This window comes from Actinomycetospora sp. C-140, from assembly GCF_054796175.1.
Window position 1 is genome coordinate 16,191 of sequence record NZ_JBTWNF010000025.1, and the last position, 25,421, is coordinate 41,611.

Annotated in this window: 26 protein-coding genes and 1 pseudogene; 15 read left to right on the forward strand and 12 right to left on the reverse strand. The window is 67.7% G+C overall.

Annotated features, from left to right (window positions below):
• Nucleotides 1-26: 26 nt before the first annotated feature.
• Entirely contained in the window at nucleotides 27-824 is a 798-nt protein-coding gene (locus ACR9E3_RS29670) for a GAF and ANTAR domain-containing protein (protein ID WP_460384490.1), read from the reverse strand.
• A 270-nt stretch (nucleotides 825-1,094) separates the two neighbouring features.
• A complete protein-coding gene (locus ACR9E3_RS29675; RefSeq protein WP_460384492.1) occupies nucleotides 1,095-2,669 on the reverse strand; it encodes an HNH endonuclease signature motif containing protein in 1,575 nt (524 codons plus the stop codon).
• A gap of 296 nt (nucleotides 2,670-2,965) precedes the next feature.
• Between ACR9E3_RS29675 and ACR9E3_RS29680 the strand changes: the two genes are divergently transcribed.
• From ACR9E3_RS29680 to ACR9E3_RS29695, 4 genes are all read left to right on the forward strand, one after another.
• Nucleotides 2,966-3,328 carry a hypothetical protein gene (locus ACR9E3_RS29680; RefSeq protein WP_460384493.1) on the forward strand — a complete coding sequence of 121 codons (363 nt, stop codon included), beginning with the start codon at nucleotides 2,966-2,968 and terminating at the stop codon, nucleotides 3,326-3,328.
• Between the two features lie 34 nt (nucleotides 3,329-3,362).
• Nucleotides 3,363-3,566: a hypothetical protein gene (locus ACR9E3_RS29685; RefSeq protein ID WP_460384495.1), complete on the forward strand. Its 204-nt coding sequence runs from the start codon at nucleotides 3,363-3,365 to the stop codon at nucleotides 3,564-3,566.
• 530 nt (nucleotides 3,567-4,096) lie between these two features.
• Entirely contained in the window at nucleotides 4,097-4,258 is a 162-nt protein-coding gene (locus tag ACR9E3_RS29690; RefSeq protein ID WP_460384496.1) for a hypothetical protein, read from the forward strand.
• A gap of 744 nt (nucleotides 4,259-5,002) precedes the next feature.
• Entirely contained in the window at nucleotides 5,003-5,554 is a 552-nt protein-coding gene (locus ACR9E3_RS29695; RefSeq protein ID WP_460384498.1) for an HDIG domain-containing metalloprotein, read from the forward strand.
• 12 nt (nucleotides 5,555-5,566) lie between these two features.
• On the opposite strand, the gene ACR9E3_RS29700 is transcribed toward ACR9E3_RS29695, so the two are convergent.
• The 6 genes from ACR9E3_RS29700 to ACR9E3_RS29725 form a co-directional block, all read right to left on the reverse strand.
• Nucleotides 5,567-6,202, reverse strand: coding sequence for a hypothetical protein (locus ACR9E3_RS29700; RefSeq protein ID WP_460384499.1), 636 nt, complete (start codon nucleotides 6,200-6,202; stop codon nucleotides 5,567-5,569).
• A gap of 182 nt (nucleotides 6,203-6,384) precedes the next feature.
• Nucleotides 6,385-6,912, reverse strand: a complete 528-nt coding sequence (locus ACR9E3_RS29705) for a hypothetical protein (protein ID WP_460384501.1) — start codon at nucleotides 6,910-6,912, stop codon at nucleotides 6,385-6,387.
• Between the two features lie 57 nt (nucleotides 6,913-6,969).
• The gene (locus ACR9E3_RS29710; protein WP_460384502.1) at nucleotides 6,970-7,971 is read right to left on the reverse strand and encodes a carbon-nitrogen hydrolase family protein; all 1,002 of its coding nucleotides are present in this window, start codon (nucleotides 7,969-7,971) and stop codon (nucleotides 6,970-6,972) included.
• 120 nt (nucleotides 7,972-8,091) lie between these two features.
• Entirely contained in the window at nucleotides 8,092-9,033 is a 942-nt protein-coding gene (locus ACR9E3_RS29715; protein WP_460384504.1) for an AraC-like ligand-binding domain-containing protein, read from the reverse strand.
• Nucleotides 9,034-9,083: 50 nt separating this feature from the next.
• Nucleotides 9,084-9,299 carry a hypothetical protein gene (locus ACR9E3_RS29720; RefSeq protein WP_285659485.1) on the reverse strand — a complete coding sequence of 72 codons (216 nt, stop codon included), beginning with the start codon at nucleotides 9,297-9,299 and terminating at the stop codon, nucleotides 9,084-9,086.
• Between the two features lie 101 nt (nucleotides 9,300-9,400).
• The gene (locus ACR9E3_RS29725; protein ID WP_460384505.1) at nucleotides 9,401-9,988 is read right to left on the reverse strand and encodes a methyltransferase family protein; all 588 of its coding nucleotides are present in this window, start codon (nucleotides 9,986-9,988) and stop codon (nucleotides 9,401-9,403) included.
• A 174-nt stretch (nucleotides 9,989-10,162) separates the two neighbouring features.
• On the opposite strand from ACR9E3_RS29725, the gene ACR9E3_RS29730 reads away from it, so the two are divergent.
• Complete coding sequence (locus ACR9E3_RS29730) at nucleotides 10,163-10,408, forward strand: hypothetical protein (RefSeq protein ID WP_460384507.1); 246 nt, start codon at nucleotides 10,163-10,165, stop codon at nucleotides 10,406-10,408.
• Nucleotides 10,409-10,494: 86 nt separating this feature from the next.
• Nucleotides 10,495-11,574 (forward strand): M20/M25/M40 family metallo-hydrolase, encoded by a 1,080-nt coding sequence (locus tag ACR9E3_RS29735; RefSeq protein WP_460384508.1) that lies wholly within the window; start codon nucleotides 10,495-10,497, stop codon nucleotides 11,572-11,574.
• Between the two features lie 185 nt (nucleotides 11,575-11,759).
• Here the strand turns inward: ACR9E3_RS29735 and ACR9E3_RS29740 are convergent, their stop codons facing one another.
• Nucleotides 11,760-12,197: a DinB family protein gene (locus tag ACR9E3_RS29740; RefSeq protein ID WP_460384509.1), complete on the reverse strand. Its 438-nt coding sequence runs from the start codon at nucleotides 12,195-12,197 to the stop codon at nucleotides 11,760-11,762.
• A 21-nt stretch (nucleotides 12,198-12,218) separates the two neighbouring features.
• Here ACR9E3_RS29740 and ACR9E3_RS29745 point away from each other — a divergent pair, with 21 nt between their 5' ends.
• Nucleotides 12,219-12,569, forward strand: a complete 351-nt coding sequence (locus ACR9E3_RS29745) for a hypothetical protein (protein ID WP_460384511.1) — start codon at nucleotides 12,219-12,221, stop codon at nucleotides 12,567-12,569.
• Nucleotides 12,570-12,621: 52 nt separating this feature from the next.
• Here ACR9E3_RS29745 and ACR9E3_RS29750 read toward each other — a convergent pair whose 3' ends face one another.
• The gene (locus tag ACR9E3_RS29750; RefSeq protein WP_460384513.1) at nucleotides 12,622-13,182 is read right to left on the reverse strand and encodes an ArsI/CadI family heavy metal resistance metalloenzyme; all 561 of its coding nucleotides are present in this window, start codon (nucleotides 13,180-13,182) and stop codon (nucleotides 12,622-12,624) included.
• A gap of 90 nt (nucleotides 13,183-13,272) precedes the next feature.
• Here ACR9E3_RS29750 and ACR9E3_RS29755 point away from each other — a divergent pair.
• The 6 genes and pseudogenes from ACR9E3_RS29755 to ACR9E3_RS29780 all read left to right on the forward strand — a co-directional run.
• Nucleotides 13,273-13,629, forward strand: a pseudogene (locus ACR9E3_RS29755) (ArsR/SmtB family transcription factor); the annotation flags it as partial.
• Nucleotides 13,630-14,644: 1,015 nt separating this feature from the next.
• On the forward strand, nucleotides 14,645-15,871 hold the full coding sequence (locus ACR9E3_RS29760) for an SIR2 family protein (protein ID WP_460384514.1): 1,227 nt from the start codon (nucleotides 14,645-14,647) through the stop codon (nucleotides 15,869-15,871).
• A 541-nt stretch (nucleotides 15,872-16,412) separates the two neighbouring features.
• On the forward strand, nucleotides 16,413-17,990 hold the full coding sequence (locus tag ACR9E3_RS29765; protein WP_460384515.1) for a type I restriction-modification system subunit M: 1,578 nt from the start codon (nucleotides 16,413-16,415) through the stop codon (nucleotides 17,988-17,990).
• A complete protein-coding gene (locus ACR9E3_RS29770) occupies nucleotides 17,987-19,144 on the forward strand; it encodes a restriction endonuclease subunit S (RefSeq protein ID WP_460384516.1) in 1,158 nt (385 codons plus the stop codon). Before ACR9E3_RS29765 ends, ACR9E3_RS29770 begins: the two co-directional genes overlap by 4 nt.
• Nucleotides 19,141-22,242 (forward strand): type I restriction endonuclease subunit R, encoded by a 3,102-nt coding sequence (locus tag ACR9E3_RS29775; RefSeq protein ID WP_460384517.1) that lies wholly within the window; start codon nucleotides 19,141-19,143, stop codon nucleotides 22,240-22,242. The genes ACR9E3_RS29770 and ACR9E3_RS29775 overlap by 4 nt, the downstream gene beginning before the upstream one ends.
• Nucleotides 22,243-22,826: 584 nt before the next feature.
• On the forward strand, nucleotides 22,827-23,384 hold the full coding sequence (locus tag ACR9E3_RS29780; RefSeq protein ID WP_460384518.1) for an HD domain-containing protein: 558 nt from the start codon (nucleotides 22,827-22,829) through the stop codon (nucleotides 23,382-23,384).
• Here the strand turns inward: ACR9E3_RS29780 and ACR9E3_RS29785 are convergent.
• Nucleotides 23,372-23,839, reverse strand: coding sequence for an NUDIX hydrolase (locus ACR9E3_RS29785; protein ID WP_460384519.1), 468 nt, complete (start codon nucleotides 23,837-23,839; stop codon nucleotides 23,372-23,374). The two genes, ACR9E3_RS29780 and ACR9E3_RS29785, sit on opposite strands and share 13 nt — an antisense overlap.
• 10 nt (nucleotides 23,840-23,849) lie before the next feature.
• Entirely contained in the window at nucleotides 23,850-24,593 is a 744-nt protein-coding gene (locus tag ACR9E3_RS29790; RefSeq protein ID WP_460384520.1) for a DUF5919 domain-containing protein, read from the reverse strand.
• Between the two features lie 152 nt (nucleotides 24,594-24,745).
• Here ACR9E3_RS29790 and ACR9E3_RS29795 point away from each other — a divergent pair, with 152 nt between their 5' ends.
• Together ACR9E3_RS29795 and ACR9E3_RS29800 are read left to right on the forward strand one after the other, a co-directional pair.
• On the forward strand, nucleotides 24,746-25,105 hold the full coding sequence (locus ACR9E3_RS29795; RefSeq protein WP_460384521.1) for a hypothetical protein: 360 nt from the start codon (nucleotides 24,746-24,748) through the stop codon (nucleotides 25,103-25,105).
• Nucleotides 25,102-25,350, forward strand: a complete 249-nt coding sequence (locus ACR9E3_RS29800; RefSeq protein WP_460384522.1) for a hypothetical protein — start codon at nucleotides 25,102-25,104, stop codon at nucleotides 25,348-25,350. Before ACR9E3_RS29795 ends, ACR9E3_RS29800 begins: the two co-directional genes overlap by 4 nt.
• Nucleotides 25,351-25,421 lie beyond the last annotated feature (71 nt).

A 25,421-nucleotide genomic window follows, 5' to 3' on the forward strand; every position in this document is an offset into this window, starting at 1 on the left:
CTTAGCTACAACTTATTCGTACTTCTTTAGGACTGTACTGGGTTCCCCGACGGCGCGCTCCCCGGCAGCAGCCCGTCGGCCGGGCCGTTCGCCGACGCGCTCCTGTGGGCGCCGCCGCGGCGCTTCACCTCGCCGATCAGCCAGCGGGCGACGTCGACGAGCTTGAGGTTCGTGCTCTGCGAGGACTCCACGAGCATCTGGAACGCCTCGGACTCGTCCACCGAGAACCGTTCCATCAGGACGCCCTTGGCCTGGCCGATGACGTCGCGGCTGTCGACCGCACGACCCAGGTGGACGGCCTGCTCGCTGCCGTGCAGGAGCATCGACGCCTGGACGCCGAAGAGCCCGCCGATGACGCGGGCCTCGCGGTCGAAGACGGCGGGCTCGGGGGCGTAGAGGTTGAGGGCCGCGTGCAGGGGGCCGCTCGTGCTGAGCTGGACCGACAGCATCGACCGGTAGCCCGCCGCCACGGCCGCCGGCGCGAACCGCGGCCATCGCTCGGCGTCCCGGCCGCCGAGGTCCTCGGCGACGACGACGCCGTCGTCCTCGGGCGACTCGATCGCCGTGACGCACGGCCCTTCGTGCAGCGCCCCCTGCAGCCGGTCGAGCTCGGCGATCTCCCGACTGGTCGGGGTGCGGCTGCCGACGATGCCGTCCTCGGACACGGAGATCCCGCCGGCGGTCGCCCCGGGCACCGTCTCCACCGCGGCGGCGACGATCTCCGACAGCGTCTGCTGCAGGTCGCGGATGCTGCGCCGCTCCACCAGCGTCCGCGCGGTCCTGCGCAGGGCGACGACCAGCTGCTCGGCCTGACCCGGGTGCACGCGTTCTCCCACCTTCGACGGTCGCGACGAAGTCGGGGCAGCACCGTCACGCGTCGTTGCTGGCGGGTCCTCCGGGCGCGCGGGGCCGCTCCCACCCGGGGGTCACGGGCGCGAGCGGTCACGACAGCGGAGGGACCTGGCGAGCGCAGTGCCTCGGGCCGGCGCCCCGATCCACGAAGCGGCCGTCTGTTCGACCGCGGCCGGCAGAGCTTACTCAGTGCCCACGCCGCAGATGTCGCGGGACACGGAGATCCGACCGCCCAGCGCGGGTCACCGTCGTCGCGGTTCCCGGACCGCCCCTGCCGGGGTGGACCTCTCGATCGACACGCGGGCTCGTCCTCCGAGCCGGGGTTGTCGGTCGGGGTCGATCCAGGCCGGGGGTGTGAACCAGGGCAGGCCGTCGACGATGGCGACGGTCCAGTGCCCGTGATGGATCAGCTGGTGGTGGAACCGGCACAACAACGTCATGTTGTCCAGGGCGGTGTCGCCGTGGTCGAGCCACTGGCGCACGTGATGGGCGTGGCAGCGGCGGGGTCGTCGGGTGCAGCCGGGGAACGCGCAGCCACCGTCGCGCACGATCAGGGCGCGGCGGATGCCTTCGGGCGCTGAGTACGAGAGGCGCCCGACGTCGAGGGGTTCGCCGCGGGACCCGAGGACCATCGGCACGATGCCCGCGTCGCACGCCCAGCGGCGGATGGTGGTGACGTCGACCGCGTGCCCGGAGTCGAGGACGCCGTGCCCGACCGCGTCGCAGAGCCACCGGTGGTCGATGGTGATCGTGAGCAGGGCCCGGGCCGGCCCGGCGCCAGGGCTGGACGCGGGGCTCGGCGCGGCCCGCAGCGGCTCGGGGATCCGCGGCTCGGGGATCAGCGCCTGCTGACCGACACCCTCACCATCGCCACCGGCGCCGCCACAGGCAGCGGTGCCGTCACCACCGCCGCCGGCCGCGGTGTCGGCGGCGTCGCCGTCCGTCTCGCTGCTCGTCTCGCTGATCGTCTCGTCGTCCACGGCGCCGGCGGCGCTGACGGCGTCGTCGGCGTTCTCGGCGTCCGTGCCGATGCGGGCGTCGGCGGGCTCGTCGCTGGTGTGGTCGCTGTTCTCTCGGCGGGCGTCGGTGGCCAGCCCGGTGGCGCCGAGCGCGTTCTGGGCGAGGTCCTTGAGGGCGTCGGCGTGCCGGCGGGCCAAGTCCCGGTCGTCGTCGGGGCCGGCCGGGGTCGAGAGCAGGTCGAACACCTCGACGATCATCTCGGCGTCCAGCGGGTCCTGCAGCCGACCCTTCAGAGCCAGCGACCCGTCGCGGCGGCGCAGCAACCGCAACTCATCGCGCACGTCGGCCCCGTCGGGCGGGGCGACCCCGTCGGGGTCGAACTCGGCCAGCAGCCGCTCGGCGACCCGGCGCAGCATCCGCGGCGGCAACCCCGCCGCCGCCTCGGCCAGGATCCGCTCACACTCGGCGAGATCACCCGGGGCGATGGTGGCCACCCGCTCCAACCGCGTCATGGTCGCGCGGATGATCGCGATGTGGGCGGGCCCGGTCCGCCCCGCGGCCAGCACCGCCGCGGTGCACGGATACCGCGGCGCCAGCGGTTCCCCGGCCAGGGAGCGTCCCGCGACCAGGTCGGCGGCCTCGTCGCAGAGCCGGCGGGCCTCGCCGGTGTCGAACAACCCCAAGTCCCCCAGCAGCCGGTGCAGCGCCTTGTCCCCGGTCTGGGCCACGACAGCGAGACGGTCGAGCTCGGCGATGTCCTCCAGGCCGCGGTAGTACTCCTGCCGCGAGGCGACCAGACGCTGCCGGGCGCGGTCGAGCGCTTCACGCTCCACCGGCCCGACACCGCCCTCGCTCATGTGTTCGATTCTATCGAACACCACCGACAACGGCGACACCCACGACAACATCGTCGCGATCGTGAACGCTCCGCGAGTTCGACGCCTCGGTCGACGACGCCCCCCCCCCCCCGACCCCGACGACCCGGCGGTCGCCGCCGGCCGGAGGGCCGGCCGGCGTCGCGCGACGAGGGCCTCGCCTCGATCGAGTCGGGGCTGCCGGAGCTGCGGGCGCAGGCCGAGGCCGATCCGCGCCCGGAGCTCGCGGTCGCCGAGCTGGATCGGCAGCACGCGGACGCGCTCACGCTGGTGCCGGCGTGACCCCCGTCGCCGACGGGATCGTCCTCGTCGCCCTGCTCGTGACGCTGTGGTCGACCGTGCGGGCCCGCCGCACGATCCTCGCGACCTCGACCGGGCAGCGGGAGACCGCCGAGAGGGTCGGCGAGACGATCGAGATGCAGCAGGCGACCAACGAGGCGCAGCGGCGGATCAACGAGTCGCAGGCCGCGACGGTCGAGGCGCTCGCCGCGTGGCGGGCCGACCTCGAGGCCCGCGAGGCGCGGGCCGCGGCGCCCGACGACCCGGAGACCGCGATCGAGGAGGAGGTCGCGCGCGAGACCGGTGGTGCCGTGCCCGCCTGGGTCGCCGCGGAGCACGGGACGACCGGGCGGGACCTGTGAACGGCGACCGGGAGCGGCGCCCGGCGGAGACCTGGTGCGCGAGCTGCTGCCCGACCTCGACGACGGCGAGGTCGCCGAGGGCGACCACGACGGGGACGACGACGGGCTCGAGGCGCTCGAGGCGCTCACCGGCGGCGGCATCCTCGCCGAGATGTCCGACTGCCCGCAGTGCGGGTCGGCGGTGCTCGCGCGGGTCGGGGAGGCGCCGGTCGAGGGGTGCGCGCAGCACTCGCGGTGAGGCGGCGGCCGGTGGCGGGGTGCGTTGACACGTCGTGGTCGGCCGCGGCGGGCGGGCGCCCTACATCAAGCGGAGCAATTCGACTGTGACCCTGATCATTGGCGTCGCGGTAAGGCTATGTCTCGATATCCCCTCTCGATACCGCGCCTATCCCGTACCGCTCAGAAACGCGAGGTCTGAGCAGGGGAAACGCGGGACGGTACTCGTCTGAGCAGGGATCGACGGGACGTGACGCCCCCGGCCTCTTTCGCGTCTCTAGCGCACTTCGCGCCGCTTCGGATTCGCGAGTTAGTACATGCGAATGGAGAAACGTAGCGGGCGGGGGTCGGCGCGGGAGCCCCCAAGCACCCGCCGCTACCTTCGGCGGTGCCGGGCGATCAAGACGGCGACGAACGCGAAGCGGGGCCCCTCCACGTGGAAGAGGCCCCGCGGGTGGGCGGGCCCCCAGCGCGAACTGCGGGCTCGCCCGGGGTCGCCGTCCTGCTCGCCTCGCGGAGCTGTGACCTTCCCGATGAGAGCGAGGACGACTGATGGGCAACGTACCCGGAGCGGGAGCGGGCAACGACACCGGCGAACCGGAGGGGCCGCAGGGGCCGGGCTGGCGGACCTGGGTCTTCCGGGCGACGGTGTTCGCGGGGGCGGTCGCGGAGATCGTCACCGCCTACATGGCGGTCCGCTACGGCGGCGCCTGACCCGGGCTACCGGCGTGCCGCGGCGAGCATCCGGCGACCCTTGGCGTAGAGGGCGGCCTCGCCGGCGCGGGTGCGCGGGATCGGCTCGCCCCAGCGGGCGGCGCCGCGCGCGTGCGGGGTCGGGGCGCCGCCGCGGGGTGGTGAGCGGCGCCCGCGCCTTCGGCGCGAAGTGGCGGGTCAGGAAGGCGCCCTTGCGGCGCTTCTGCGCCGGGGTGCGCGCCGCGAGGACGGTGCGTCGCCGGTTGGCGGTGCCGCGGGCGGCGCCGCCTCGCCGGCCGGTCGGGCGGCCTCGGCTCGCTTGTCGTGCCACGGGGTCCCCTCGGGGGCGAGGGGGCGGGTGATCCGCCCGCCGGGGTGCAGGGAGAGGACCTCGACGGCGCCGTCGGTGCCCGTGTCGTAGCGGTCGGCGGCGCCGATCGCGGCGACGAGGGCGCCGGCGGTCCCGGCGAGCCCGTCCTCGTCGCTCCCGGGTAGCCGCTCGTGGTCTAGGCACGCCTCGAGGCAGCCGAGGGCGAGGTCGCCGCCGGAGCCGATCGCGGTGATCGGCGCGTCGAGGGGCTCGGCGAGCCCGTCGGTGACTTACCAGAGCCCGCCCTGGTGGGCGAGGAGCTGGGCGTCGTCGACGAGGCCGTCGTCGGCGGTGGGGCAGAAGCTCCACGACCGCGCGGTCGAGACCGGGTACGAGGCACGTCGCGGCCATAAGCTCCGCCACGGAGGCCGGACGCCGAGGTCGGAAGGTGAGACATGCCCTCGTTCGCCGACGCCCGCGCACTCGCGGAGACGGTCCTCGCCGACCACCTCCCGGACCGCTGGCTCCACGTCCAGGCCACGACACGGGAGGCTCTCCAGCTGGCGGATCTGCCGGAGGTCGACCGCGAGCCGCTGATCCAGGCCGCCGTCCTGCACGACATCGGCTACTCACCCGTGGTCGCCCGCAGCGGCTTCCACCCGCTCGACGGGGCCCGCTTCCTGTCCGCCCGCGGGTACGACGACAGGGTCGTCGCGCTCGTGGCCCACCACTCCGCCGCGGTCGTCGAGGCGGCCGAGCGCGGGATCGGCGGCCTGGCCCGCTTCGCCGACGAGGAGAGCCCGACGCGCGACGCCCTCTGGTACTGCGACGCCGTCACCGGGCCCCGCGGCGAGCACTGGACACCCGACGGGCGCTGGGCGGAGATCCGCGTCCGCTACGGAACGGACCACGTCGTCACCCGATGCCTCGATCGGGCCGAGCCCCTCCTGCGGTCGGCCGTCGACCGGACGGGAGCGAGGCTCGTAGCGGCGACCCGCGGAGCGTGACTCGCGGCGTCATCAAGCCTCGCCGGGTTCCTCCGGATCGTCGTCTCTCGCGCCGTTCTTCGTCGACACCGTCGGCGCTCCCGCACCGACCAGAGTGGCAGCACCGGACGCGTTCCCGGCGCCGCCCGACGGCGGCGTCGAGTGAGCCGGCGCCGGAGGTGTCTCCCGCGCCGCTCCGGCCTCTCCACGATCCTCGACCAGCGGAGCCCCTCCCGGGCTGGCCGCACCCCGGTAGACGGCGGTGAAGGTGGCGGCCAACCATCCCAGGAATCCGAGCGCGAAGGCCGCGATGAAGTCGGGTGTCTTCTCCGAGGTGAACCAGTAGACGCCGAGAATGAAGCAGCCCACGGCGGCGTAGATCACGACACCGATTCCGAGCAACGGATTCTGGGAGACGGCTCCGCTGGCCTGGACCGCCACGGTCTGCGTGTTCTGCTGTTTGGCCACCTCGATACCGAGCACCGAGGCCGTTCCCGCGCCCACGGCCGTCGCCAGCAGGCCCGCGACGGTGACCTGGGCCTCCGGCAGGTCGAGCGCCGGGAACTGTGGCGTCGGCGCGTAGGCGATCAGGCGGACACCGACGTAGGTCCACGCTGCGGCGAACAACACCAGGAGAAGAGCGGCACCGACCGACTTCAGTCTGTCCATGATTCCCCCCAGAATCCGGTCACCGAGAAGGTAGACCCGAGAAACGCCGCCCTCGGGAGAAGTCGCTCGATCGGCCGAGTCGTGCGTGCCCTCGGCGAGCAATCGACCGCGACGTGGAGTCGCTCACACTTCCCGTATCGGAGGGCAGCTCCATGCCCACCACAGCGATGCCGCGGGAGACGTCAGGAGTACGCGGCGACCAGTCCCACGACGATCCCGATCACCGACACGACGCCGATCACGACCCCGCCCGCGACCGCCGGGCGCTTGCTCCGGCGGCTCCCGGTCGCCCACAGCCCGATGGCCGGCACGAACCCGAGCGCGAAGAGCCCCAGGAACGGCAGGGTCAGGGCGGCCAGGATGCCGGCGGTCCCGGCCGGCACGGCCCGGTCCCCCTCGGGCGTGAGCTGCGCCGGGCGGACGTCGCCCGCGGTCGAGTCCGGCGAGGCGTCGACGGCCACCGGCGGCCCTCCCCCGTCGGGCGCGAACCGGCCGGTGCAGTCGTAGCGGCCCCGCCCGAGGTCGGTGCACTGCTCGACGGTCAGGGTTCCCGGCGTGCCGATCGCTCCGGTGGCGAGCCGGAGGTCCCCGATCGCCGCGACGATCGGGAGCACGGCGAGCACGAGCCAGAGGAGCAGCAGGATGATCTTGCCGACCGGACCGGGATCGCGGCCGGGACCGGGTGTCGGCGCGCCGACGAAGTCCGTCACGGCGACAGCATCACCGAGCCGGGCCCGCGTTCCGGCGCGGCGCACCGCAGTCGCGCGTCAGTCCGCCGGCGCGAGCTCGTCGGCGTCGACGAACGCCGGCACGGCGGGGACGCTGCGGTCGACCACGGCCGGGCTCGGCGCGCGGTTGATGAGCAGGCGCATGACGTCGGGGCGCGCGTAGTGCCCGACCGGGTCGGCCGCCGACTTCGCGATGGCGATCATCGAGAAGTCGAGGTCCGCGACGACCATGCCCTCCTCCGTCTCCGGGAGGTCCTCGCCGAGCGGGGTGCCCTCCGGCCCGAAGATGCGCGCGAACCCGCCGCCCAGCATCAGCAGCTGGCGCTTGGTCTCGGTGTCGCAGTACAGGTCGTGGCCGGCCTGCCCGACGACGGCGCACGGCGCGACCACGAACGTCTGTCCCTCGACGGCGTACACGAGGCTGGCGGCGTTGTTGACCTCCGGCCCGAGTGCTCGCGCGCCGCCCCGGTAGAGCGAGAAGCTCGGCCAGGCGCCGACGTGGATCTGCTCGCCGAGGCTGTACATCGCGTACTTGGTCAGCGGCTGGAGGTGCTCCCAGCAGTTCAGCGCCCCGACCCGCCCCAGGGGCGTGTCGTGGACCTGGACGTCGCTGCCGTCCCCCTCGCCGAACACGGAGCGCTCGACGTGGGTCGGCTTGAGCTTGCGCCGCACGCTGATCACCTGGCCGGTGTCCGAGATCAGCGCCTGCGACATGTAGAGGCTGCCGCCCGCGCGTTCGCTGAAGCCGAAGACCACGTGGATGCCGTGCTCGCCGGCCGCGTGCGCGATGCGCCGCATGTGCTCACCGTCGCGGGTCATGGAGTTCTCGGCGTACCGCGGCACGAACGGCATGCCCATGGCGGGCGCGTCCAGCCAGATCCACCACGGATAGCCGGGGATGAACGTCTCGGGGAAGGTGACCAGTTGGACACCCTGCCGGGCGGCGTCGGCGATGTAGCCGATCATGTGCTCGACGCCGGCGTCGAGGTCCAGCCAGCGGGGCTCGGCCTGGACGGCGGCCGCACGCACCACGTGTGCCATGGGGGTCTCCTCGTCGATCGCGGTGGCGGGACGACGTCGTCGCCGGTGACGGGAGCGTGCGCGACGTCCCGGGCGGCGGACTGACGCCGCGTGCCACCGGCACTCGCGCCGCGTGCCGACCTAACCCCGGGAGCGGTAGGCGCCGGGGCTGACGCCGGTGACCTCGCGGAACGCGCGGTGCAGCTGCGCCTCGCCGCCGAAGCCGCAGCGCGCGGCGACGACGGCGACGGGCAGGTGGGGCTGGCCACGGAGCAGGACCTCGGCGCGCCGGACCCGCTCGCCGCGCAGCAGCTCGCGCAGCGTCGCGCCCTCGGCCGCCAGGACTCGGAACAGCGTCCGCCGGGAGACGTGGCAGGCCGCCGCGATGTCCTCGGCGCTCACGCCCGGCCGGGTGGCGGCGCGGGCGATCGCGGTGCGCACCTGCTGGCGGGTCGCGGCCTCGAAGCCGGCCTCGGTGCCCGCCGTCGTCGAGGCCGCGAGCCCGAGGGCGAACTCGAGGAGGCCCAACGCGTGCGGGACCAGAGCGGGCGACGGGTGGCCCTGCCACGCCTCACGGGCCATCCCGACGAAGAACTCCGTCACCACGCGGCCCGGGCCGGGGGCGTCGAGCGTGACCGCGGTGGCCTCGCGGACCCGCGCGTGCGGCACCGCGGAGCGCGGCACCTGGATCACGAGCTGCCGGAACCGGTCACCGAACTCGAGGGTGTAGGGACGGGTGCTGTCGTAGAACGCCATCGCCCCGGCCCGCAGGCTCGCGACACGCCCGTCCTGGCGGATCCGGCCGTAGCCGTCGAGCTGGATGCTCGCGAGCACGTAGTCCTCGTGGCTCCGCGCGATCAGGGTGCGGGTGCGGTCGACACGCTGGGCGTCGGCGGTGACGGTCGACAGCTCGACGTCGTCGAGGACCTGGTGCTCGATCGCGCCGTCGAACGGCCCGTCGTGCCCCGGGCGGGCGGAGAGCTGCACGAAGGCGTCGCAGATCAGGTCGCGCCAGTAGTCGAAGGCCTGGTCCTGATCCACCGCCGTCGTGGACCACGCGGCCGCGGCCGGGGTCGCTCCCATGCCTCCAGGATTGAAGCCCGCCCCGACGGCGGTGTCTACGTCGCCGCCGGTCAGGCCGGGACGGCGTACCCGAAGAACAGGACGCCCCCGATGACGAGGAAGGCGCCGAGGTACCAGGCCAGCGTGCTCCTCCCCCGGTAGTTCTTGCGGTTGTTGTGCGCCTGCTGCCCCACCGCCGCGGCATTGAAGTACTCGGCCCAGGACCGTCCGAGCAGGAATCCCAGAACGATTCCGGCGAGGATCCCGCTGATCGTGAACGGATTCATGGCACGCCTCCCCCAGAGTGCCGACAACGCGTCGTCGCAGAGGCCGGCGGCAAAAGGAGTATGAACGGCCCACCCACCCGTTCGAGTGAATGACACGCCAATCAGCGACGGGGACCGAGCAACGGGACCAACCGCCCGGTGGTGGCCGCGTACTCGGCGTAGCCCGGCAGGTCGTGCACGAGCAGCGCCTCCTCGGCGTCGATCCGGTGCCGATAGGCCGTCCCGACCGCGAGCAGGGTGATCGCGACCGGCACGGCGTTGCGCGTGCTGATCGCCGCGCCGAGCCAGGCGAGGAGGGCGGCCAGATAGCCGGGATGACGCACGTGCCGGTAGGGACCGGACGTGACGACGGGTTGCCCCTCGGCGACGCGGAGCCCCCGCGAGTAGTGGCCGCCCAGCGCCCGCATGGCGCGGACCCGCAGCCCGACGCCGGCGATCTGGACCGCGATCCCGAGGGGCCCGCACGCCGCGGGCAGGCGCGTCGTCGTCGCCATCGGCGAGGCGGCCATGATCGACGCCGAGAGGAAGTAGGCCCGCGTCAGCTCCCCGACGCCGGCGACGTTCCGCGGCGCGCTGACGTCGTCGGAGATCACCTCCGGGCGGAACGACTCCATGACCCTGATCGCGCCGAACGCCCCGCCGACGCCGATCGCGCTCCAGACGACGTCCCCGACGAACCTGGCTGCCACGCCCGCGAGCGTGCACGCCCGCTCCGTCGACGGCCACTGTCATCCCTTCGGAGGTGCAGGTGCGCGCCGGGTGCGCCCACCCTCGTCCTCGTCCGCCCGATCGGCGGCACGACGGAGAGGAGCCGCTCCATTTTCACCACGGTCCGTCACTACCAGAACGAGGCACCGGACGTCGTGGCGCAGATCCAGGGCCACGAAGCCAGGCTCCGCGAGCTGATGACCGGGATCGAGGGCTTCGTCGCCTACTACCTGGTCGACAGCGGCGACGCGAGCCTCGTCACCGTGAGCGTCTTCGCCGACCGGGCCGGCGCCGAGGAGTCGACGCGCGCCGCGGCGAAGCTGATCGGCGAGCTCGGGCTGGGCGGCGCGCTGCCGAACCCGCCCACGGTCATCCAGGGCGAGGTCGTCGTCCACGCCTAGCGTCCGTCCGGACGCGCGTCTGGCCCGCGAGCGGCCCGACGGTCTAGTTTGCGGAGTGTCGGCGATTCGCCCGCAAAGGGGTGTCCGTGTCGAGACGTCGGATCGCCACGCTGGTCATCGCACCGTTGATGGTGATCGCCTGCTCGTCGGGCGGCGGGGCGTCGACGTCGTCCACCGAGGAGGTGCAGACGGGCGATCGCACCCTCGCCGAGCGCCTCGCGTCGGAGGCGACCGGGTCCGGGGCCTTCGTGCACCTGCAGGCCCTGCAGGACATCGCCGCCCGCACCGGCGGCAACCGGGCCGTGGGGACGCCGGGGTACGAGCAGAGCGTCGACTACGTCGCCGACGTCCTGCGCCGCGCGGGTTTCGACGTGCAGACGCCGGTGGTCGTCCAGGCCTCGGACGATCACGACGACGGCGAGGGCTTGGCGGCGACCGCCACCACGCGCAACGTCGTGGCGCAGACCAGGACCGGGCGGACCGACGAGGTGGTGCTCGACGGCGCCCACCTCGACAGCGTGCCCCAGGGGCCGGGGATCGACGACGACGGCAGCGGCGTGGCCGCCCAGCTCGAGATCGCGACGAGGCTCGGCGCCGACGCTCCGGTCACCCACGCGGTGCGCTTCGTCTGGTTCGGGGCCGAGGAGGACGGTCTGGTGGGGTCCCAGGCCTATGTCGCCGGGCTGTCCCCCGACGGACGTCGCGACATCGCGCTGATGCTCAACTCGGATGTCATCGCCGCACCGAACGGCGGCTACTTCGTGTACGACGGTGACGGCTCCGACGGCGCGAACACCGACACCGCGGCGCCCGGCTCCCGGGCCGTCGAGCGACTCCTCGGCGACCGCCTCGCGTCGCAGGGCGTCGCACCGCGCGGGACCCCGTTCGTCGACGACTCCGACTACGGACCGTTCGTCGCGGCCGGGATCGCCACGGGGGGCGTGTTCTCCGGGGACGCCGGCATCAAGTCCGCGGACCAGGCCCAGCTGTGGGGCGGGCAGGCCGGCGCCCCGTTCGACCCCTGCTACCACCAGGCCTGCGACACCGTCGACAACATCAACCGGCCGATGCTCGACCGCATGGTCGACACGCTGGCGTACGGGATCGGGGCGTTCGCGCTCGACCTCAACGGTGTCCCGCCCCGCACCGACCGCGCGACGGAGTGAACGAACACGAGAAGCCCCTGGCCGGTGGCTCTCGTCGAGCCTCTGTTGGCTCCTACGCAGCGAAGCTCGCGAAGGGTTGAGGCGTTCTCGCGACCGGACCAACGGCTCTCCGGGTGATCTCCCTTGGTGGGACGACCCGGCCGGCGCCCAGCTCGTGATCCACGAGACCGCAGCGACGAACCCCCTCATGCAGGCCCATCGAGGGTGAGCTGTCGTCGGTGGTGGTCGAAGTGCTGGGTCGGGAACGCGTAGATGTCGGCGAGGGTCATGTACGGCTTGAAGTACGGGTCCCAGCGGGTGGGGTAGTTCATCCCGCGAGCGAGGTCGGCGTCCGTCTCCCGGTCCAGGCGGCGGTGCAGCGCGGCGATCACCCGGTCGAACAGCGCCGTCTGCCCGCGCCGCCCGAGGGTGCTGCCACCGGCCCAGGAGCCGATGTAGTTGGCGAGATCGAAGAGGCGTGTGCCGGCGTCCAGGGCTCTCGCCCAGGCCCGACCCACGCCGGGAGGGAGTCGCCCGATCAGACGGACGAGGTTCCCGAGCGCCCGGATGATCAGATAGCCGAGCAGCATGTGGAACAGCAGTTGCTGGTTGGTCCACCGCGTGCCGTTCGACCGGCGTCTCAAGGCCGCGGGAGTCGCCTGGGCATGCAGCTCGTGGAACGTCGAGCGTGCGCGCTCGAGTTCCCGGTGAAGCGCCCGTCGGTCCATGCGCGCAGTGTGCGCCCGGCTTCCTCCGGCGCGCGATGCCCGGATCACGGCCGAGAAGACGCCGCTGGCGACCTCGTGGGTGACGGCGACCGCGACCTCGGAGAGGCCGGCCTCGCGGAGCTGGGCCAGGTGATCGGTCGGGCGAAGGACACCCGTGATCGCTCCGACCGACGCGGCGGCCTCCGCGACGTTGGCCGGGTCGTCGGCGACGCACACATTCCGGCGGGGTCGGACTCCGAACAGCTCGGGTTCTGGCCGGGACGGGCCTCGCCGGCCGCGGCGGCGTAGCGGGCACGGACCTGCTCGCGCGCCACGGCCTACCGATCCGCGGACCCGGTGCTCACGCGACGCACCCGCAGCCGGCGGCGGTCTTGGCCTCGGTGACGGTCACGCCGGACTCGGTGGCCTGCTCGTCGTGGGAGCAGCAGGCGGTGACCCCACAGCACGCGATGGGGCAGGCGGTCTGCCCGGTGACGGTCTCACCGGAGGCGTCGTCGGGCATCGTGGTGATGATCCCGTTGGTGCCGAAGTCCTGGGAGTCCTCCTTGACGGTGTAGACCTCCCACGGCTCGTGGCCGGGGCCCTGGACCCACACCTTGTCCTGGCGGGCGTAGCAACAGGTGGTGTCGTCCTCGACCTGGGTGAACAGCCCCAGCTCGGACAGCCGCGCGGTGGCGTCGTCGACCTCGGCGGTGGTCCCGACCTCCACGCCGAGGTGGTCCATGACGGTCGGGCGGTCGGCCTCGCCTTCGAGCAGCACCAGCTTCAGCGGCGGCTCGACGACCGCGAAGTTGGCGTAGCCGGGACGGCGCTTGGCCGGCTCGACGCCGAAGAGCCGGCTGTAGAAGCGGATCGAGCCCTCCAGGTCGGAGACCCGCAGGGCGAGCTGCACACGGGACATGGTGGTCCTCCTCGAACTCGATGGACGTCTGTTTCGACGTCGGTCGAACCAGAGGTTGCCTCGTGCTTCGACGAGTGTCAAGGTAGATGCATGTCAAAGCAGGAGGAGAGGCAGGTCCGGCCCGCTGGGGTCGTCGGGTGCTGCGAGCCGCTGGCGCGCGAGCCGCTGTCCGCGCACCAGTCCACCGAGCTGGCGCGGGTGTTCAAGGCGATGGGCGACCCCGTCCGCCTGCGGCTGCTCTCGCTGATCGCCTCCCACGCCGGCGGCGAGGCCTGCGTCTGCGACCTCACCGACGTGTTCGACCTGTCCGGCCCGACCATCTCCCACCACCTCAAGGTGCTGCGCGAGGCCGGACTGATCACCGGCGAGCGCCGCGGCACCTGGGTGTACTACCGGGTGCGCCCCGAGCTGCTTGACCAACTGTCGGCCGTGCTCGCGCCCGCCGCCCCCGACAGCGCCGCCGCCATGCCCACCGACCGTGACGCGCTGCCGGTCGTGGACGCGAGAGCGCCCCGGACGCCACCGACATCGTCCCTGCCGCATCGATCTTCGCCGGACACGACGAAGGCCCTGGTCTCAGCGCCGCGTGGGGCTGTGACCAGGGCCTTTGCTGGTGGGCGATACTGGGATCGAACCAGTGACCTCTTCGGTGTGAAGCCTGCCCGGCCATGTTGTCGACCACCGCCGGGCACCGTCGCGCGGCGCTGAGCTGCATGTTCGCGTCGGCGCGCTTCGAGGACTTACGGACGGCGTCGAGCGGCACGTTCCCGCGATGTTCCTGGCGATCGCTCTTGAGCCCCAGGACGAGGATCGACGCGTTCCTGCACATCAGGCACTCGGACCACTCCCCCGGCGACGTGCCCGATGTGCAGCCGCACGGGCTCGTGGAGCCCGTGTGGTCCCCAGATGGTCCCCAAAGGCGGCACTCGATCATTGACAACTACAACGCATCGGCTCTAGGCCGGCGGCTCGGGCGCGAGGAACCATCGATCGTTTGGATTGCCGGGACTGGCCAACAGACGGTGCGGGACGCGCCCTCCACCCAGTCTCGACGAGGACAGGTGAGGTCGATCCCCGGATGCCTCCGCCGTCCGGCCCCTGCCCGCTGGAGGTCAAGCGGGTGGCCAGGGCTGAGGGTCCATAGCCGACGCCTTGACGACAACGAGATTAGCTCGGCAAGTCGCGCTTGTTAGCCGGAGTCAGCGGGAGCCGCATGGCCAGAGTAGGGGTGCGGGACCGTTCAGACCCTGACAGGCCATGAGACGCCAACGGGCCGCACCACCCTGTCTTGCCCTCCTCAACACCGGTCGAACTCACGTACTGGTTCAACGTTGCGCCCTCTCAGCGGCTCGCCGAGTGCGCTAACGACGCGAGGTGGGGTACCGCCAGTCAGAGCACATGTTTCGCTAGAGTGTGCACGATCAGTCTCCTTCGCTTACCGATGTGTTGATGAGGCGGCGCTATGGCAGATGGTTTTGGAGTTAACCGAAGGGCGGGCTTCCTTCTCGGGGCCGGGTCATCGGTTGATGCGGGACTACCAATGGCAGCAGACCTTACAGACATAATCATCAAAGGTGCTTCAGTTAAGAATCGGAACATCTTGGAGTTTGTCCGATCCGGCATCCAGATGCAGCGCGCCGCTGCGGCGGTAGATTCAAACAGTACCGAGCCGAGCTCCCGAGTTGACTCAGAATCACTATATAACGCGGTCAACGATCTAGTCTTTAGGAACCAGCTCGATATATCCCCGTTCGTCACCGCTTGGCATCCGCTTTTGAACTCCTTCCAAGACCGACGTGCAGATTCGCGAGAGGTCGAGAACCTGCTCAAGAAGTTCCAAAAGGAGACTGTGGCCGAGGCCCGCAAGACCGACAGAAATCCCACGATCTCGCTGACGAGGAGCTCTCGAGATTTGGCGCGTCGACTCACGCACGCTGAGACGCCTGGCCTACCTCAGACCATTCTTGATCAAATTAGGACCGACGTAGTTAAGGCCGTCTACATCGACGACGCGGCAAGAGTGCAATACCTTCAGCCTCTCTTCACCTTATCCGACCGCACTTCTGCGCCTGTCGCGGTCGCCACGTTGAACTACGATCAGTGCCTAGAACTCGCAGGAGAAAGCTTCGGAGTTGAAGTCTCAGACGGAATTTCAACCGCTCCAGGAGACAGGGAGATCGACTACGGGGCGGCGAGAATCAAACTCATAAAGTTGCATGGATCAAGCAATTGGGTCCGCGGAAGCCATGGTGTAACAAGAGTAGCCCAACAGAGCGAGGCTCTTAGCTACCGAAGCCAAGCCATCCTCTTCGGCGGCAGGAACAAGCTAACTGCTGAATGGCCGTTCCTAGAGTTGTTGTGGAGATGGAGTCAAGAGTTGCAGCAGTGCGAAGACCTGTGCATTATAGGGTACTCGTATCGCGACGAGCACGTGAACGCAATACTCCGGAACTGGTTGGATGACGACCCCGCACGGAGGGTGTTCCTAATCGATCCAACAACATACAACGACATCACGCACCCACTGGGTTGGCACGTCAAATCCGAGAGCTCCAATGCGGAATCACATTGGGACAATTCCTCGCTTGGCGTGGACCGTAAGCGAATTCAAGGCCCACCTCCTCAACCGCGGTTCACCATCATTCCCGACGGCGCGAAGGGTGGTCTAGCCAGCTTGGAGCGGAGCTGAGGAGCCGGCCTGTAAAGCCGGAGCGTGTTCACGGGACGGAGCCACTACGGCCGTGAGGGGTCGTCCTGGCCCTGACCTGGCTGTTGACCTTCTGGTGGTTCTGGTCGGCTCCGGGCTCGTCGAGGGCTCCCGTGCCCCCAGCGTGCCCCGGCGGTCGATCTCAGGACCAGCCCCGAGCAACGGCCCAGAGGCTGTACCGGCGACCATCGCGACGGAGCACGAGCCATGTTCGGAGAAGCTTCACGGGGCAAGAGGCTGCAGCGGCGAGGGCGCCGCCGTCCATCTCGTCCGCGCGGGCCCCTGCGCCTCGCCGTGAAGCTTGACAACTCCACGACGCGGCACTGACCAGCATCGCCAGCGCGGGTACATCTCTCGCTGGTCGGGCCTCGGGCCGGAGGTGGGGTGAACGCGTCCGCCGTTGGTACGGCCGCAAGGTCTCATCCGCGGCTTGCACCCCCGGGCCACGACCATCGGCTCGGGTCGACGGTTACGATCTCCCAGCCTTGCGACTTGAGTCACAGTGCCTAGAGGAAGGCGACCAATGGCCCGAACCGCCAAGCCTGGCCCTACCAAGAGTCTGGAGGCTCGGCTTTGGGATGCGGCCGATGCTCTCAGAGGTAACCAAGAACCTTCCGAGTACAAACACGTCGTCCTGGGACTTGTCTTTCTGAAATATATTTCTGACCGATTTGAAGCTAGAAGAGCGCAGCTCGAGCGACAACTATCCGACCCTGACTCGGACGAGTACATTCCGAACTCTCAACGGCGAGCGCAATTCCTTGAAGATCGGGACGAATACACTAGCCAGAACATCTTCTGGGTACCATCAGAGGCACGTTGGGGCGCCATTCAAGGCCAGGCAAAGCTGCCGTCGGTAGGGCAGACGATTGACGCCGCAATGGATAAAGTCGAGAAGCTAAACCCGTCTATTCGAGGAGTACTGCCTCGTAACTATGGCCGGGAAGGCCTCGATAAGCGCCGACTAGGGCAACTCGTCGATCTAATCGGGTCGATCGGTTTCACCGAGACTGACGATCACGGTAGCGACGATGTCCTCGGGCGAGTGTACGAATACTTCCTAGGACAGTTTGCAGGAAAAGAAACCGGCAAGGACGCCGGCGCCTACTACACCCCCCGCTGGGTCGTTCGTCTACTCGTCGAGATGCTTGAACCGTACAGAGGACGAGTCTATGACCCCGCATGCGGCTCAGGCGGCATGTTCGTGCAATCGGCCAACTTTGTTGCGGCGCACGGCGGCAACAGGTCCGACCTTTCTGTCTTTGGGCAAGAGTACACTGACACCACGTGGAAGCTCGCGAAGATGAATCTGGCGCTTAGGGGAATCGAGGCCGACCTCGGCGAAAATTCCGCGGATTCATTTACTCAGGACCTTCACCCTGACTTGCGCGCTGACTACATTATCGCAAATCCTCCATTCAATGTATCGTACTGGTGGGACGCAAAGCTCACAGGTGACCCACGCTGGAAGTATGGCACTCCCCCTGAAGGCAACGCGAACTTCGCATGGGTCCAGCACTTCGTACACCATCTTGCTCCGCGTGGAACCGCTGGTTTCGTACTCGCGAATGGTTCGCTGACCTCGAAGTCGGGTGGTGAGGACGATATTCGCCGTAGGATCATCGAGGATGATCTCGTAGACTGTATCGTCACCCTTCCCAGCAAGCTCTTCTTCAATACAGGGATCGCGGTCAGCCTATGGTTCCTGTCGAAGGGGCGTAGCGGTAATGGCCATCGGGACCGTCAGGGCGAAGTGCTGTTCATTGACGCCAGCAAGCTTGGTCACATGGTTAGCCAGCGGCTGCGAGAGCTGAGCGACGAAGATATTCAGAAGATCGCCGGCACCTACCACTCGTGGCGAGAGCGGTCGGCTGACTATGCAGACATTCCGGGCTTCGCACGATCTGCCTCGTTCCACGAGATCGAAGAGCAAGACTTCGTTCTAAGCCCGACACGTTACGTTCGTGCGATCGCTGCTGAGACCGACGACGAGCCAATTGACGAGAAGCTCGTTCGTTTAACCGACGAGTTGTTTCGAGAGCTTGACGCCGGCCAGACCCTTGAAGTTGCACTGCGCCGCAATCTGGAGGACCTTCTGTGAACGATGAATGGACTCCGGGTACATTAGCCGACATTGCCGAAGTAGTCGGACGGGGTATTACCCCAAAGTACGCAGATAGCGGCTCCGCAATTGTCGTCAACCAGAAGTGCGTGAGAAACAATCGACTAGATTTCGCTCGTGCCAGGCGCCACGATACCGGAACAAAGCCTGTTAAACAGGAGAAGCTCTTGTTGTGCGGCGATGTGCTCGTGAACTCCACTGGGGTGGGAACCCTAGGGCGCACGGCGCCAGTCGTTGAGTTAGCGGCCCCGACGACGGCCGATAGTCACTTGACCATCGTACGCCCGCTTCCATCTACAGACGCAGCCTGGCTCGGCTACTTGCTAGCCGCCAACGAGGCCAATATCGAAAGGATGGCCGAAGGAAGCACCGGCCAGACTGAATTGTCACGAGTTCGCCTCGCCAGCCTCGCTGTCGATATACCTCCTCCGCCAGTCCAGAAAGCAATTTCTGCAGTCCTGCTCTCTATTGACGACAAAATCGATTGCAACACTCGCGCGTTGCGCCTGATTGCCGAGCTAAGCCGGACCTGCTTCCAGGCGGCACTCGACGAAGGTGGTTTTCATTTCGCGCCCGTTGCAGAAGTGGCTACGTTTCACAATCGAAGACGAGTACCCCTGTCGAGCCGAGAGCGAGATCGTCGGCCCGGTCCGTTTCCATACTATGGCGCGACCGGCGTTTTTGGGTTCATCGATGACTACCTGTTCGACGAAGTCCTCGTTCTCGTAGGTGAAGACGGCAGTGTTGTTGAAGACGATGGCTCGCCCGTTCTCCAGTACATCTGGGGCAAAGCTTGGATTAACAACCACGCGCATCCGCTGTCCGGCAAGGGGCTCTCGAACGAGCTGCTCTACCTCGCACTCTCCGCGTCGGACGTGCGACCGTTGGTGACAGGTGCAGTCCAGGCAAAGATCAGCATGACGAACTTGAAAGCGCTCAAGGTTCCTATCCCTGCTGAATCGGTTCGAGAGACTCTAGAGGTGCGGCTCTCCAATCTGTTTTCTGTTTACCGGCAGAAGGCAGACGAGATTGTGAGACTGAAGGAGCTTCGCACAACAATCCTACCGGAGCTGATTAGTGGACGGGTCCACGCACCTATCCATCAGCTGGCCGACGCAGAGAGCGTGTCATGACTAGCTTCAACGAGAATACTGTCGAGATGGCGGCACTCTCTTGGTTCGCCGAGGTCGGGTTTCATACGATCTCAGGTCCAACAATTGCGCCAGAGGCTCCCGGCGCGGAGCGCGCCTCTTACGAACAAGTGTACTTGTACGACCGCGTCCGTTCGGCTGCGCGGAGGCTCAACCAAGAAGACCCATCTCTGGTCGACGAAGCGCTGAAGCGCCTTGAGCGAGCAACCTCCCAGAGCGAGATCGAGGAGAACGCTCGCGTTCACGAACTAATTGTCCATGGGATTCCTATTGAACACCGCGCCCCCGATGGCTCGCTGCGGACAACACGAATCCAGGTCGTCGACTGGTCACACGGCCAGAGCAATGACTGGCTGGCAGTGAATCAATTTTCTGTGACATACCATGGGAGGACACGGAGACCAGACATTGTCATCTTCCTCAACGGCATCCCGGTTGCGTTGCTTGAGCTGAAGAATTCGGCAAACGAAGGCGCCACTCTGAAGAGCGCCTGGAACCAAATCCAAACATATCGCAACGACATTCCGCAGGCCTTCACGCCTAACGCACTTGTCGTGATCTCGGACGGAATAAGTGCTGCTCTCGGTGCGTTCACTGCTCCCTTCGAGCACTATTCTCCGTGGAAGACGATCGACGGGAGTGCGGTCGTCAGCGACAGAGCGGCCCTTGAGGTATTGATCAAGGGAGTCTTTGAGCCATCCCGATTGCTGGATGTTGTTCAGAACTTCATTAGCTTCAGCGACGAAGGCGATGGTGTAGTTAAGCGCATCGCCAAGTATCACCAGTACTGGGCAGTTAATGCAGCTATCGAGTCGACTGTCAGGGCTGCCCAGCCATCCGGGGATCGGCGCGGTGGCGTTGTCTGGCATACGCAAGGGTCCGGCAAGTCTGTCGAGATGTTGCTCTACGCCGCTAAGATGATGCGCGACAACCGGATGAGCAATCCCACACTCGTGTTCATCACGGATCGAAATGATTTGGACGATCAGTTGTTCGACGAAGTGTTCGCGCCGGCACGAATTCTTCCAGAGGCACCGGCTCAAGCATCCTCTCGGTCGGACCTGAGGCAGAAGCTGCAGCGTGCTTCCGGCGGCATAATCTTCACTACGTTGCAGAAGTTCGCTACCGATCCGCGAGACGACACGGAGCTCGTGCTTACCGATAGGCGAAATGTAGTCGTTGTTGCCGATGAGGCGCACCGGTCGCAGTACGGGTTCGTCGAGAGGCTCGCACCGGATGGAACGATCCGTGGAGGCCTCGCTAAGAGCATGCGAGATGCTCTGCCAGGCGCAACCTACCTCGGGTTCACGGGCACACCGATCGAATCCGCGGACAAGTCGACACGCGCGGTCTTTGGTACATACATCGACGTCTACGACCTCACGCGCGCCGTCCAAGATGGCGCGACGGTCAAGATCTTCTACGAGTCGAGGCTAGCCCAAGTATCGCTAGCATCGGACGACCGAGACGCGCTCGATGCCCTCGCGGATGAGATCACGGAGCAGGTAGAGGAGGACGAAGCTAGTAAGGCCAAGACCCGATGGGCGCGCCTTGAGGCAATTGTCGGGGCTGACGAGCGTCTTGACAGGATTGCGCAAGATATCGTCGAGCACTGGGACAAGCGCCGCAAGTCAATTCTCGGCAAGGGGATGGTCGTTTCCATGTCCCGCCGCATCGCAGTGTCGCTCTACGACAAGATCGTCGCGCTTCGTCCTGAGTGGCACAACAGCGACCCCTCGCTCGGCAAGATCAAAGTAATCATGACCGGCTCGGCCTCGGACCCGGCAGAGTTCCAGCCGCACATCTACAACAAGGAAGTACGGCGAGACATAAAGGCTCGCGCGAAGGACCTCAACGATCCGCTCGAACTCGTGATCGTTCGCGATATGTGGCTCACAGGTTTCGACTCGCCGGTGATGCACACGATGTACGTCGACAAGACCATGCAGGGTGCCGGGCTTATGCAAGCGATAGCCCGGGTGAACCGGACGTTCCGCGACAAGCCTGGTGGTTTGATCGTCGATTTCATCGGCGTGTTCGCAAACCTGCAGAAGGCGCTTGTCGAGTACTCCCCGTCCGATCGAGACCAAGCTGGTGTGCCGATCGAGGACATGATTGACGTGATGCTGGAGAAGCATGACGTAATCACCGGCATACTTCATGGTTGTTCGTACAACTCATCACCAACGCTGCAACCCGCTCAGCGCTTGTCCGAGCACGCCAAGGTCCTCGATTTCGTGATGAGTGACCCCGACCGGGTCGAGCGATTCCTTGACCAAGTGCTCGCGCTGGCGAAGGCGTACGCCATCTGCGCTGCACGGGACGAGGCGGACGCCATACGCAATGATGTGCGACTATTTACCGACGTTCGAGCTGCAATCCTCAAGATTCAAAACCCGGACTCGGGACGGGGCGGCGCAGGAGCGGTCGATGTAGATACTGCGATCGGCCAACTCGTGAACGAAGCGGTCACGTCTGACGAAGTAGTCGACATCTACAAGCTGGCTGGTGTTGAGACGCCAGAGATTTCGACGCTGTCAGACGAGTTCCTCGATTCGCTCGCCGACAGAGATAAGCCGAACCTTCAGCTGGGCCTGCTCCGAAGACTGCTCAACGACCAGGTTCGGAGTATACGCAAGTCGAACGTAGTGCAGGCTAGAAGGTTCTCTGAGCTGCTCGAGAGCGCCATCAACAAGTATACGAATCGCACGCTCACGACCGCAGAAATTATTGCGGAGCTGGTTGAGTTGGCGAAGGACATGCGGAATCAGGTTAACCGGCACGACGAATTGGGGCTGGCTGCTGCTGAAGCAGCTTTCTACGATGCAGTTGCGCAGAATGACGCGGCCCTAACGCAGATGGGCGACGAGACCCTAAAGAAAATGGCGTCGGAGCTGGTTGCCTCAGTCCGCGAAAGCGCAACAATTGATTGGAATCTCAAGGAGTCAGTGCGTGCGAAGATGCGGAGCAAGGTGCGCCGTCTTCTCGCCAAATACGATTACCCTCCCGACCTTGAAGCGCAAGCCGTAGAGCTTGTGTTGCAGCAAGCGGAATTGTTCGCCAGCGACGACGGTCATTAGCTGCGTCTCAAGCGCATCAAGTAGATCGACCCGCCGGCCAGCGTCGCAGCTTAGTCAGCTTCCAAGGTGCTGTGGGCTGTGGTTCCCGGTCGGGTGGCGGGGCGCTGCCCCCGCCACGCTTGGAGCGCCTAAGCACGGGCGCGGAGGCTCACGATCAAGGGCGGCCGGTTCACCGCCTCCTCGTCCCTGCCGCGTTGCTCAATCTTGCCTTGCGGTGGGCCGGCCGTCGCGGAGCGATGCGCAGCACCCTTGATCGTGAGGGCGCCCGTGTGACGCTCCGGGGACCACAGACCTCTCCCGCCGGAGGCGGTTCCACGGCTCTTCATCTCGGCCGCGCGGCCCTGAGCTGCCTAGGCTTGGTGAGACTTGGGCGTCTGCTGCTGGTCTACGGGAAGGTGGCCGGGCGTGCCCGCGCCGGTCGCCGGGCCGAAGGTATAGGCGAGCCGGCTGCGGAGCCGCCCGGTCTGGCCCGTCAGGGCCGGCTTGAAGACGTAAAGAAAGTTCTCACCGATCAGGGGCGCAGGCTCGGCGCGCTGAGCAAACGGGCGGTTCCCTGCTTCGGCGATGGTGGATATGGTCGGACCGTGCCCTCTTTCTCCGATGCTCGTGCGCTCGCTGAACTGGCGCTGGCTGAGCATCTGCCCGAGAGGTGGCTTCACGTGCAGTCAGTGGCGCGAGAAGCGCTGCGGATTGCCCACGTCAAGGGCGCAGATCGTGACACCTTGTTTCAGTCCGCGGTCCTGCATGACATCGGGTATTCGCCGATCGTGGCGCGTATCGGATTTCATCCGCTCGACGGGGCGCGATTCCTTGCCAAGCACGGATACGACGAGCGCATCGTCAGCCTGGTCGCGCACCACTCTGCGGCGACGGTCGAGGCCGAGCTACGTGGCGTCGACGGGCTCGAGGCGTTCGACGATGAGGAGAGCGTGACTCGTGACGCTCTTTGGTACTGCGATGCGGTCACCGGCCCCCGAGGTGAGCGGCTCTCACCCGACGAGCGCTGGGCGGAGATCAGACAGCGGTACGGACCGGATCACCTCGTGACCCGGTTTCTCGGCATCGCCGAACCCTCGCTGAGAGCCGCGGTGGATCGCACCCGCGCGCGGATGACGGCAGCCGGGGTGCCTCAGTCGACGTGAGGGGCGTCGGCGGCCAGGCCGTGCTCGACCCGGCGACGCATCGTCGGGTGCATGTCGAGCTGGCCGAGCAGCCCGGGATCGACCCAACGCACGACCCGGCTCTCGCTGCTCGTCGTCAGCTCCCCCGAGACTGGTCGGGCGCGCAGGCAGATGGAGAACTCCTGGCGGACCTCGCCGTCGTCGTAGGAGATGACGTGACGGGGGTCGGAGTACACCCCGACGATGCCAGTCACCTCGACGTCCAGGCCGGTCTCCTCGCGGGTCTCGCGTACACCGGCCTGGCTGACCGACTCGCCCAGCTCCTGACCGCCACCGGGCAGCGCCCACAACCCGTTGTCGGTGCGCTGAATGAGCAGGACCCGGCCCTCGTCGTCGAGTACGACCACGGCGACGGCGACGACGAGGCTGTTGGCGGCCGGTGCCGTCGGGTCGTCGTAGTAGTCGGTCTTGCCCACGTCACCAGACCTACCACTTTGGCGGCTTCGCGGCCTCCCACACGACGTCGAAGCTCTGCGCGTACGTCTCGAACATCAACCCGGCCGAGAGCCGACGCAGGTGCATAGCCGGGGCGTGCGGCGCCGGGGCGCCGTAGACATGCGGGTTGACGATCATTTCGTCGTCGTAGCGGTAGATCGAGTTGTAGAGCGTTGTGCCGTGGCACCTGATGTCAACACCGGGCGCGTCCGCGATGCGCCCGAAGAACGCAAGCGCGTTGCGAATCTTCGCCGAGATCGCATTGCGCCCGATGCCCTCGTCGGTGCTGCGTCGCATCACTTCGCGACTGTTCGGGTCGCCGAACAACAGGCGAACCCGGCCGCCGGCCGCACCCTTCTCCCGCAGTGCGGGTAGCAACGCCGGGTTCTCGGTGAGAAACATGCCGACGTACACGAGGATGTCCACGCGCGCGGTGGCGTCGCCGAGCAGCCGGTCCCACAGCTCGCGCGGCACGGCGTTGCGGCTCGAGTAGACCTTAACGACCTCGGAGCCCGAGATCTCGTCGACCTTCTGGTCCGAGTGGGCCGACGGCCAGAGGTACGACTCGGCCTCGGCCAGCATCTGCGCCACCGTGCGTCGATGACGGGGGTAAGGGACGCGGTCCTGAGTGATCCAACGCTCGACGGTCTTGGGGTCGACGCTGGTCCGTTCGGCGACGTCGTCGAGTGTCACCCCGCCGCGGTGCAGCGCATCGCGTAGCCGTTCATTCGCCACGACCGGCACCCTTCGGGGGGACGTCTAGGACGTCCAAGGATCTCAAGGACGTCCGAAGAAGTCCAGCCGTGTGGTGTGGTTGTCCCGTCGATCTCCGGAGTCTTCATGGTGCCCCGAGCCCGGGGTCATCGCGGAAGTCCTCGGAGGACGACATGGCAATGATCAAGGTGGACACCTCGGACACCAAGTTCAGCGTGGGGGTGGAGCCGCGCCCGAAGAACGACATGGAGGGCCGCCAGCGCACCGACCGCACGACCGGCACTCCGCTGTTCGTCACGCAGCTGATCAAGCTGGACGACGACGGGGCGGAGATCATCGCGGTGACCACGCCCGGCGCCCCGGACATCGGGCAGGGCGCGGAGGTGCGCCCGGTCAAGCTCATCGCGATCCCCTGGCAGCAGGGCCAGCGGTCCGGGGTGGCGTTCAAGGCCGACGCCATCGAACATGCCCCCACCACCACTCAGGGCATTGCCTCGACCGCGCCCGCGCCGTCGAAGGGCTCGGGGTCGTGACCGCCGCCCGCAGCGAGGCCGTGTGGCACGGGCTCAACGGGAGTCAGGTCGACGGAACCGAGTGCGTGATGTGCGAGCGCTCGTTCCTCTGGCCCGAACTCCCCGCGGAGTTCCAGCCCGACCCGGTGCCCGGCACCCGCACGGGGCCGGCGGGCATCGCGGCCGTACCGGTCGGGCGCTCGCACACCGGCTCGCAGGTCTTCGCATGCGCCGGCATCTGCTCGGCTCTGGCCTACCCGGACTGATCCCCGGGGTCGGGGCTGGCTTCCCCGCAGCCCCGACCCCCTCTCCCGCTCGACTCCCCGCTTCTTCTCGC

Bases quoted from the DNA above. Each gene is read 5' to 3' on its own strand.
- ACR9E3_RS29675 (WP_460384492.1), bottom strand. From the start codon at position 2,669: ATGAGCGAGGGCGGTGTCGGGCCGGTGGAGCGTGAAGCGCTCGACCGC.
- ACR9E3_RS29690 (WP_460384496.1), top strand. From the start codon at position 4,097: ATGGGCAACGTACCCGGAGCGGGAGCGGGCAACGACACCGGCGAACCG.
- ACR9E3_RS29695 (WP_460384498.1), top strand. From the start codon at position 5,003: ATGCCCTCGTTCGCCGACGCCCGCGCACTCGCGGAGACGGTCCTCGCC.
- ACR9E3_RS29700 (WP_460384499.1), bottom strand. From the start codon at position 6,202: ATGGACAGACTGAAGTCGGTCGGTGCCGCTCTTCTCCTGGTGTTGTTC.
- ACR9E3_RS29710 (WP_460384502.1), bottom strand. From the start codon at position 7,971: ATGGCACACGTGGTGCGTGCGGCCGCCGTCCAGGCCGAGCCCCGCTGG.
- ACR9E3_RS29715 (WP_460384504.1), bottom strand. From the start codon at position 9,033: ATGGGAGCGACCCCGGCCGCGGCCGCGTGGTCCACGACGGCGGTGGAT.
- ACR9E3_RS29720 (WP_285659485.1), bottom strand. From the start codon at position 9,299: ATGAATCCGTTCACGATCAGCGGGATCCTCGCCGGAATCGTTCTGGGA.
- ACR9E3_RS29745 (WP_460384511.1), top strand. From the start codon at position 12,219: ATGCAGCTCGTGGAACGTCGAGCGTGCGCGCTCGAGTTCCCGGTGAAG.
- ACR9E3_RS29750 (WP_460384513.1), bottom strand. From the start codon at position 13,182: ATGTCCCGTGTGCAGCTCGCCCTGCGGGTCTCCGACCTGGAGGGCTCG.
- ACR9E3_RS29760 (WP_460384514.1), top strand. From the start codon at position 14,645: ATGGCAGATGGTTTTGGAGTTAACCGAAGGGCGGGCTTCCTTCTCGGG.
- ACR9E3_RS29765 (WP_460384515.1), top strand. From the start codon at position 16,413: ATGGCCCGAACCGCCAAGCCTGGCCCTACCAAGAGTCTGGAGGCTCGG.
- ACR9E3_RS29775 (WP_460384517.1), top strand. From the start codon at position 19,141: ATGACTAGCTTCAACGAGAATACTGTCGAGATGGCGGCACTCTCTTGG.
- ACR9E3_RS29795 (WP_460384521.1), top strand. From the start codon at position 24,746: ATGGCAATGATCAAGGTGGACACCTCGGACACCAAGTTCAGCGTGGGG.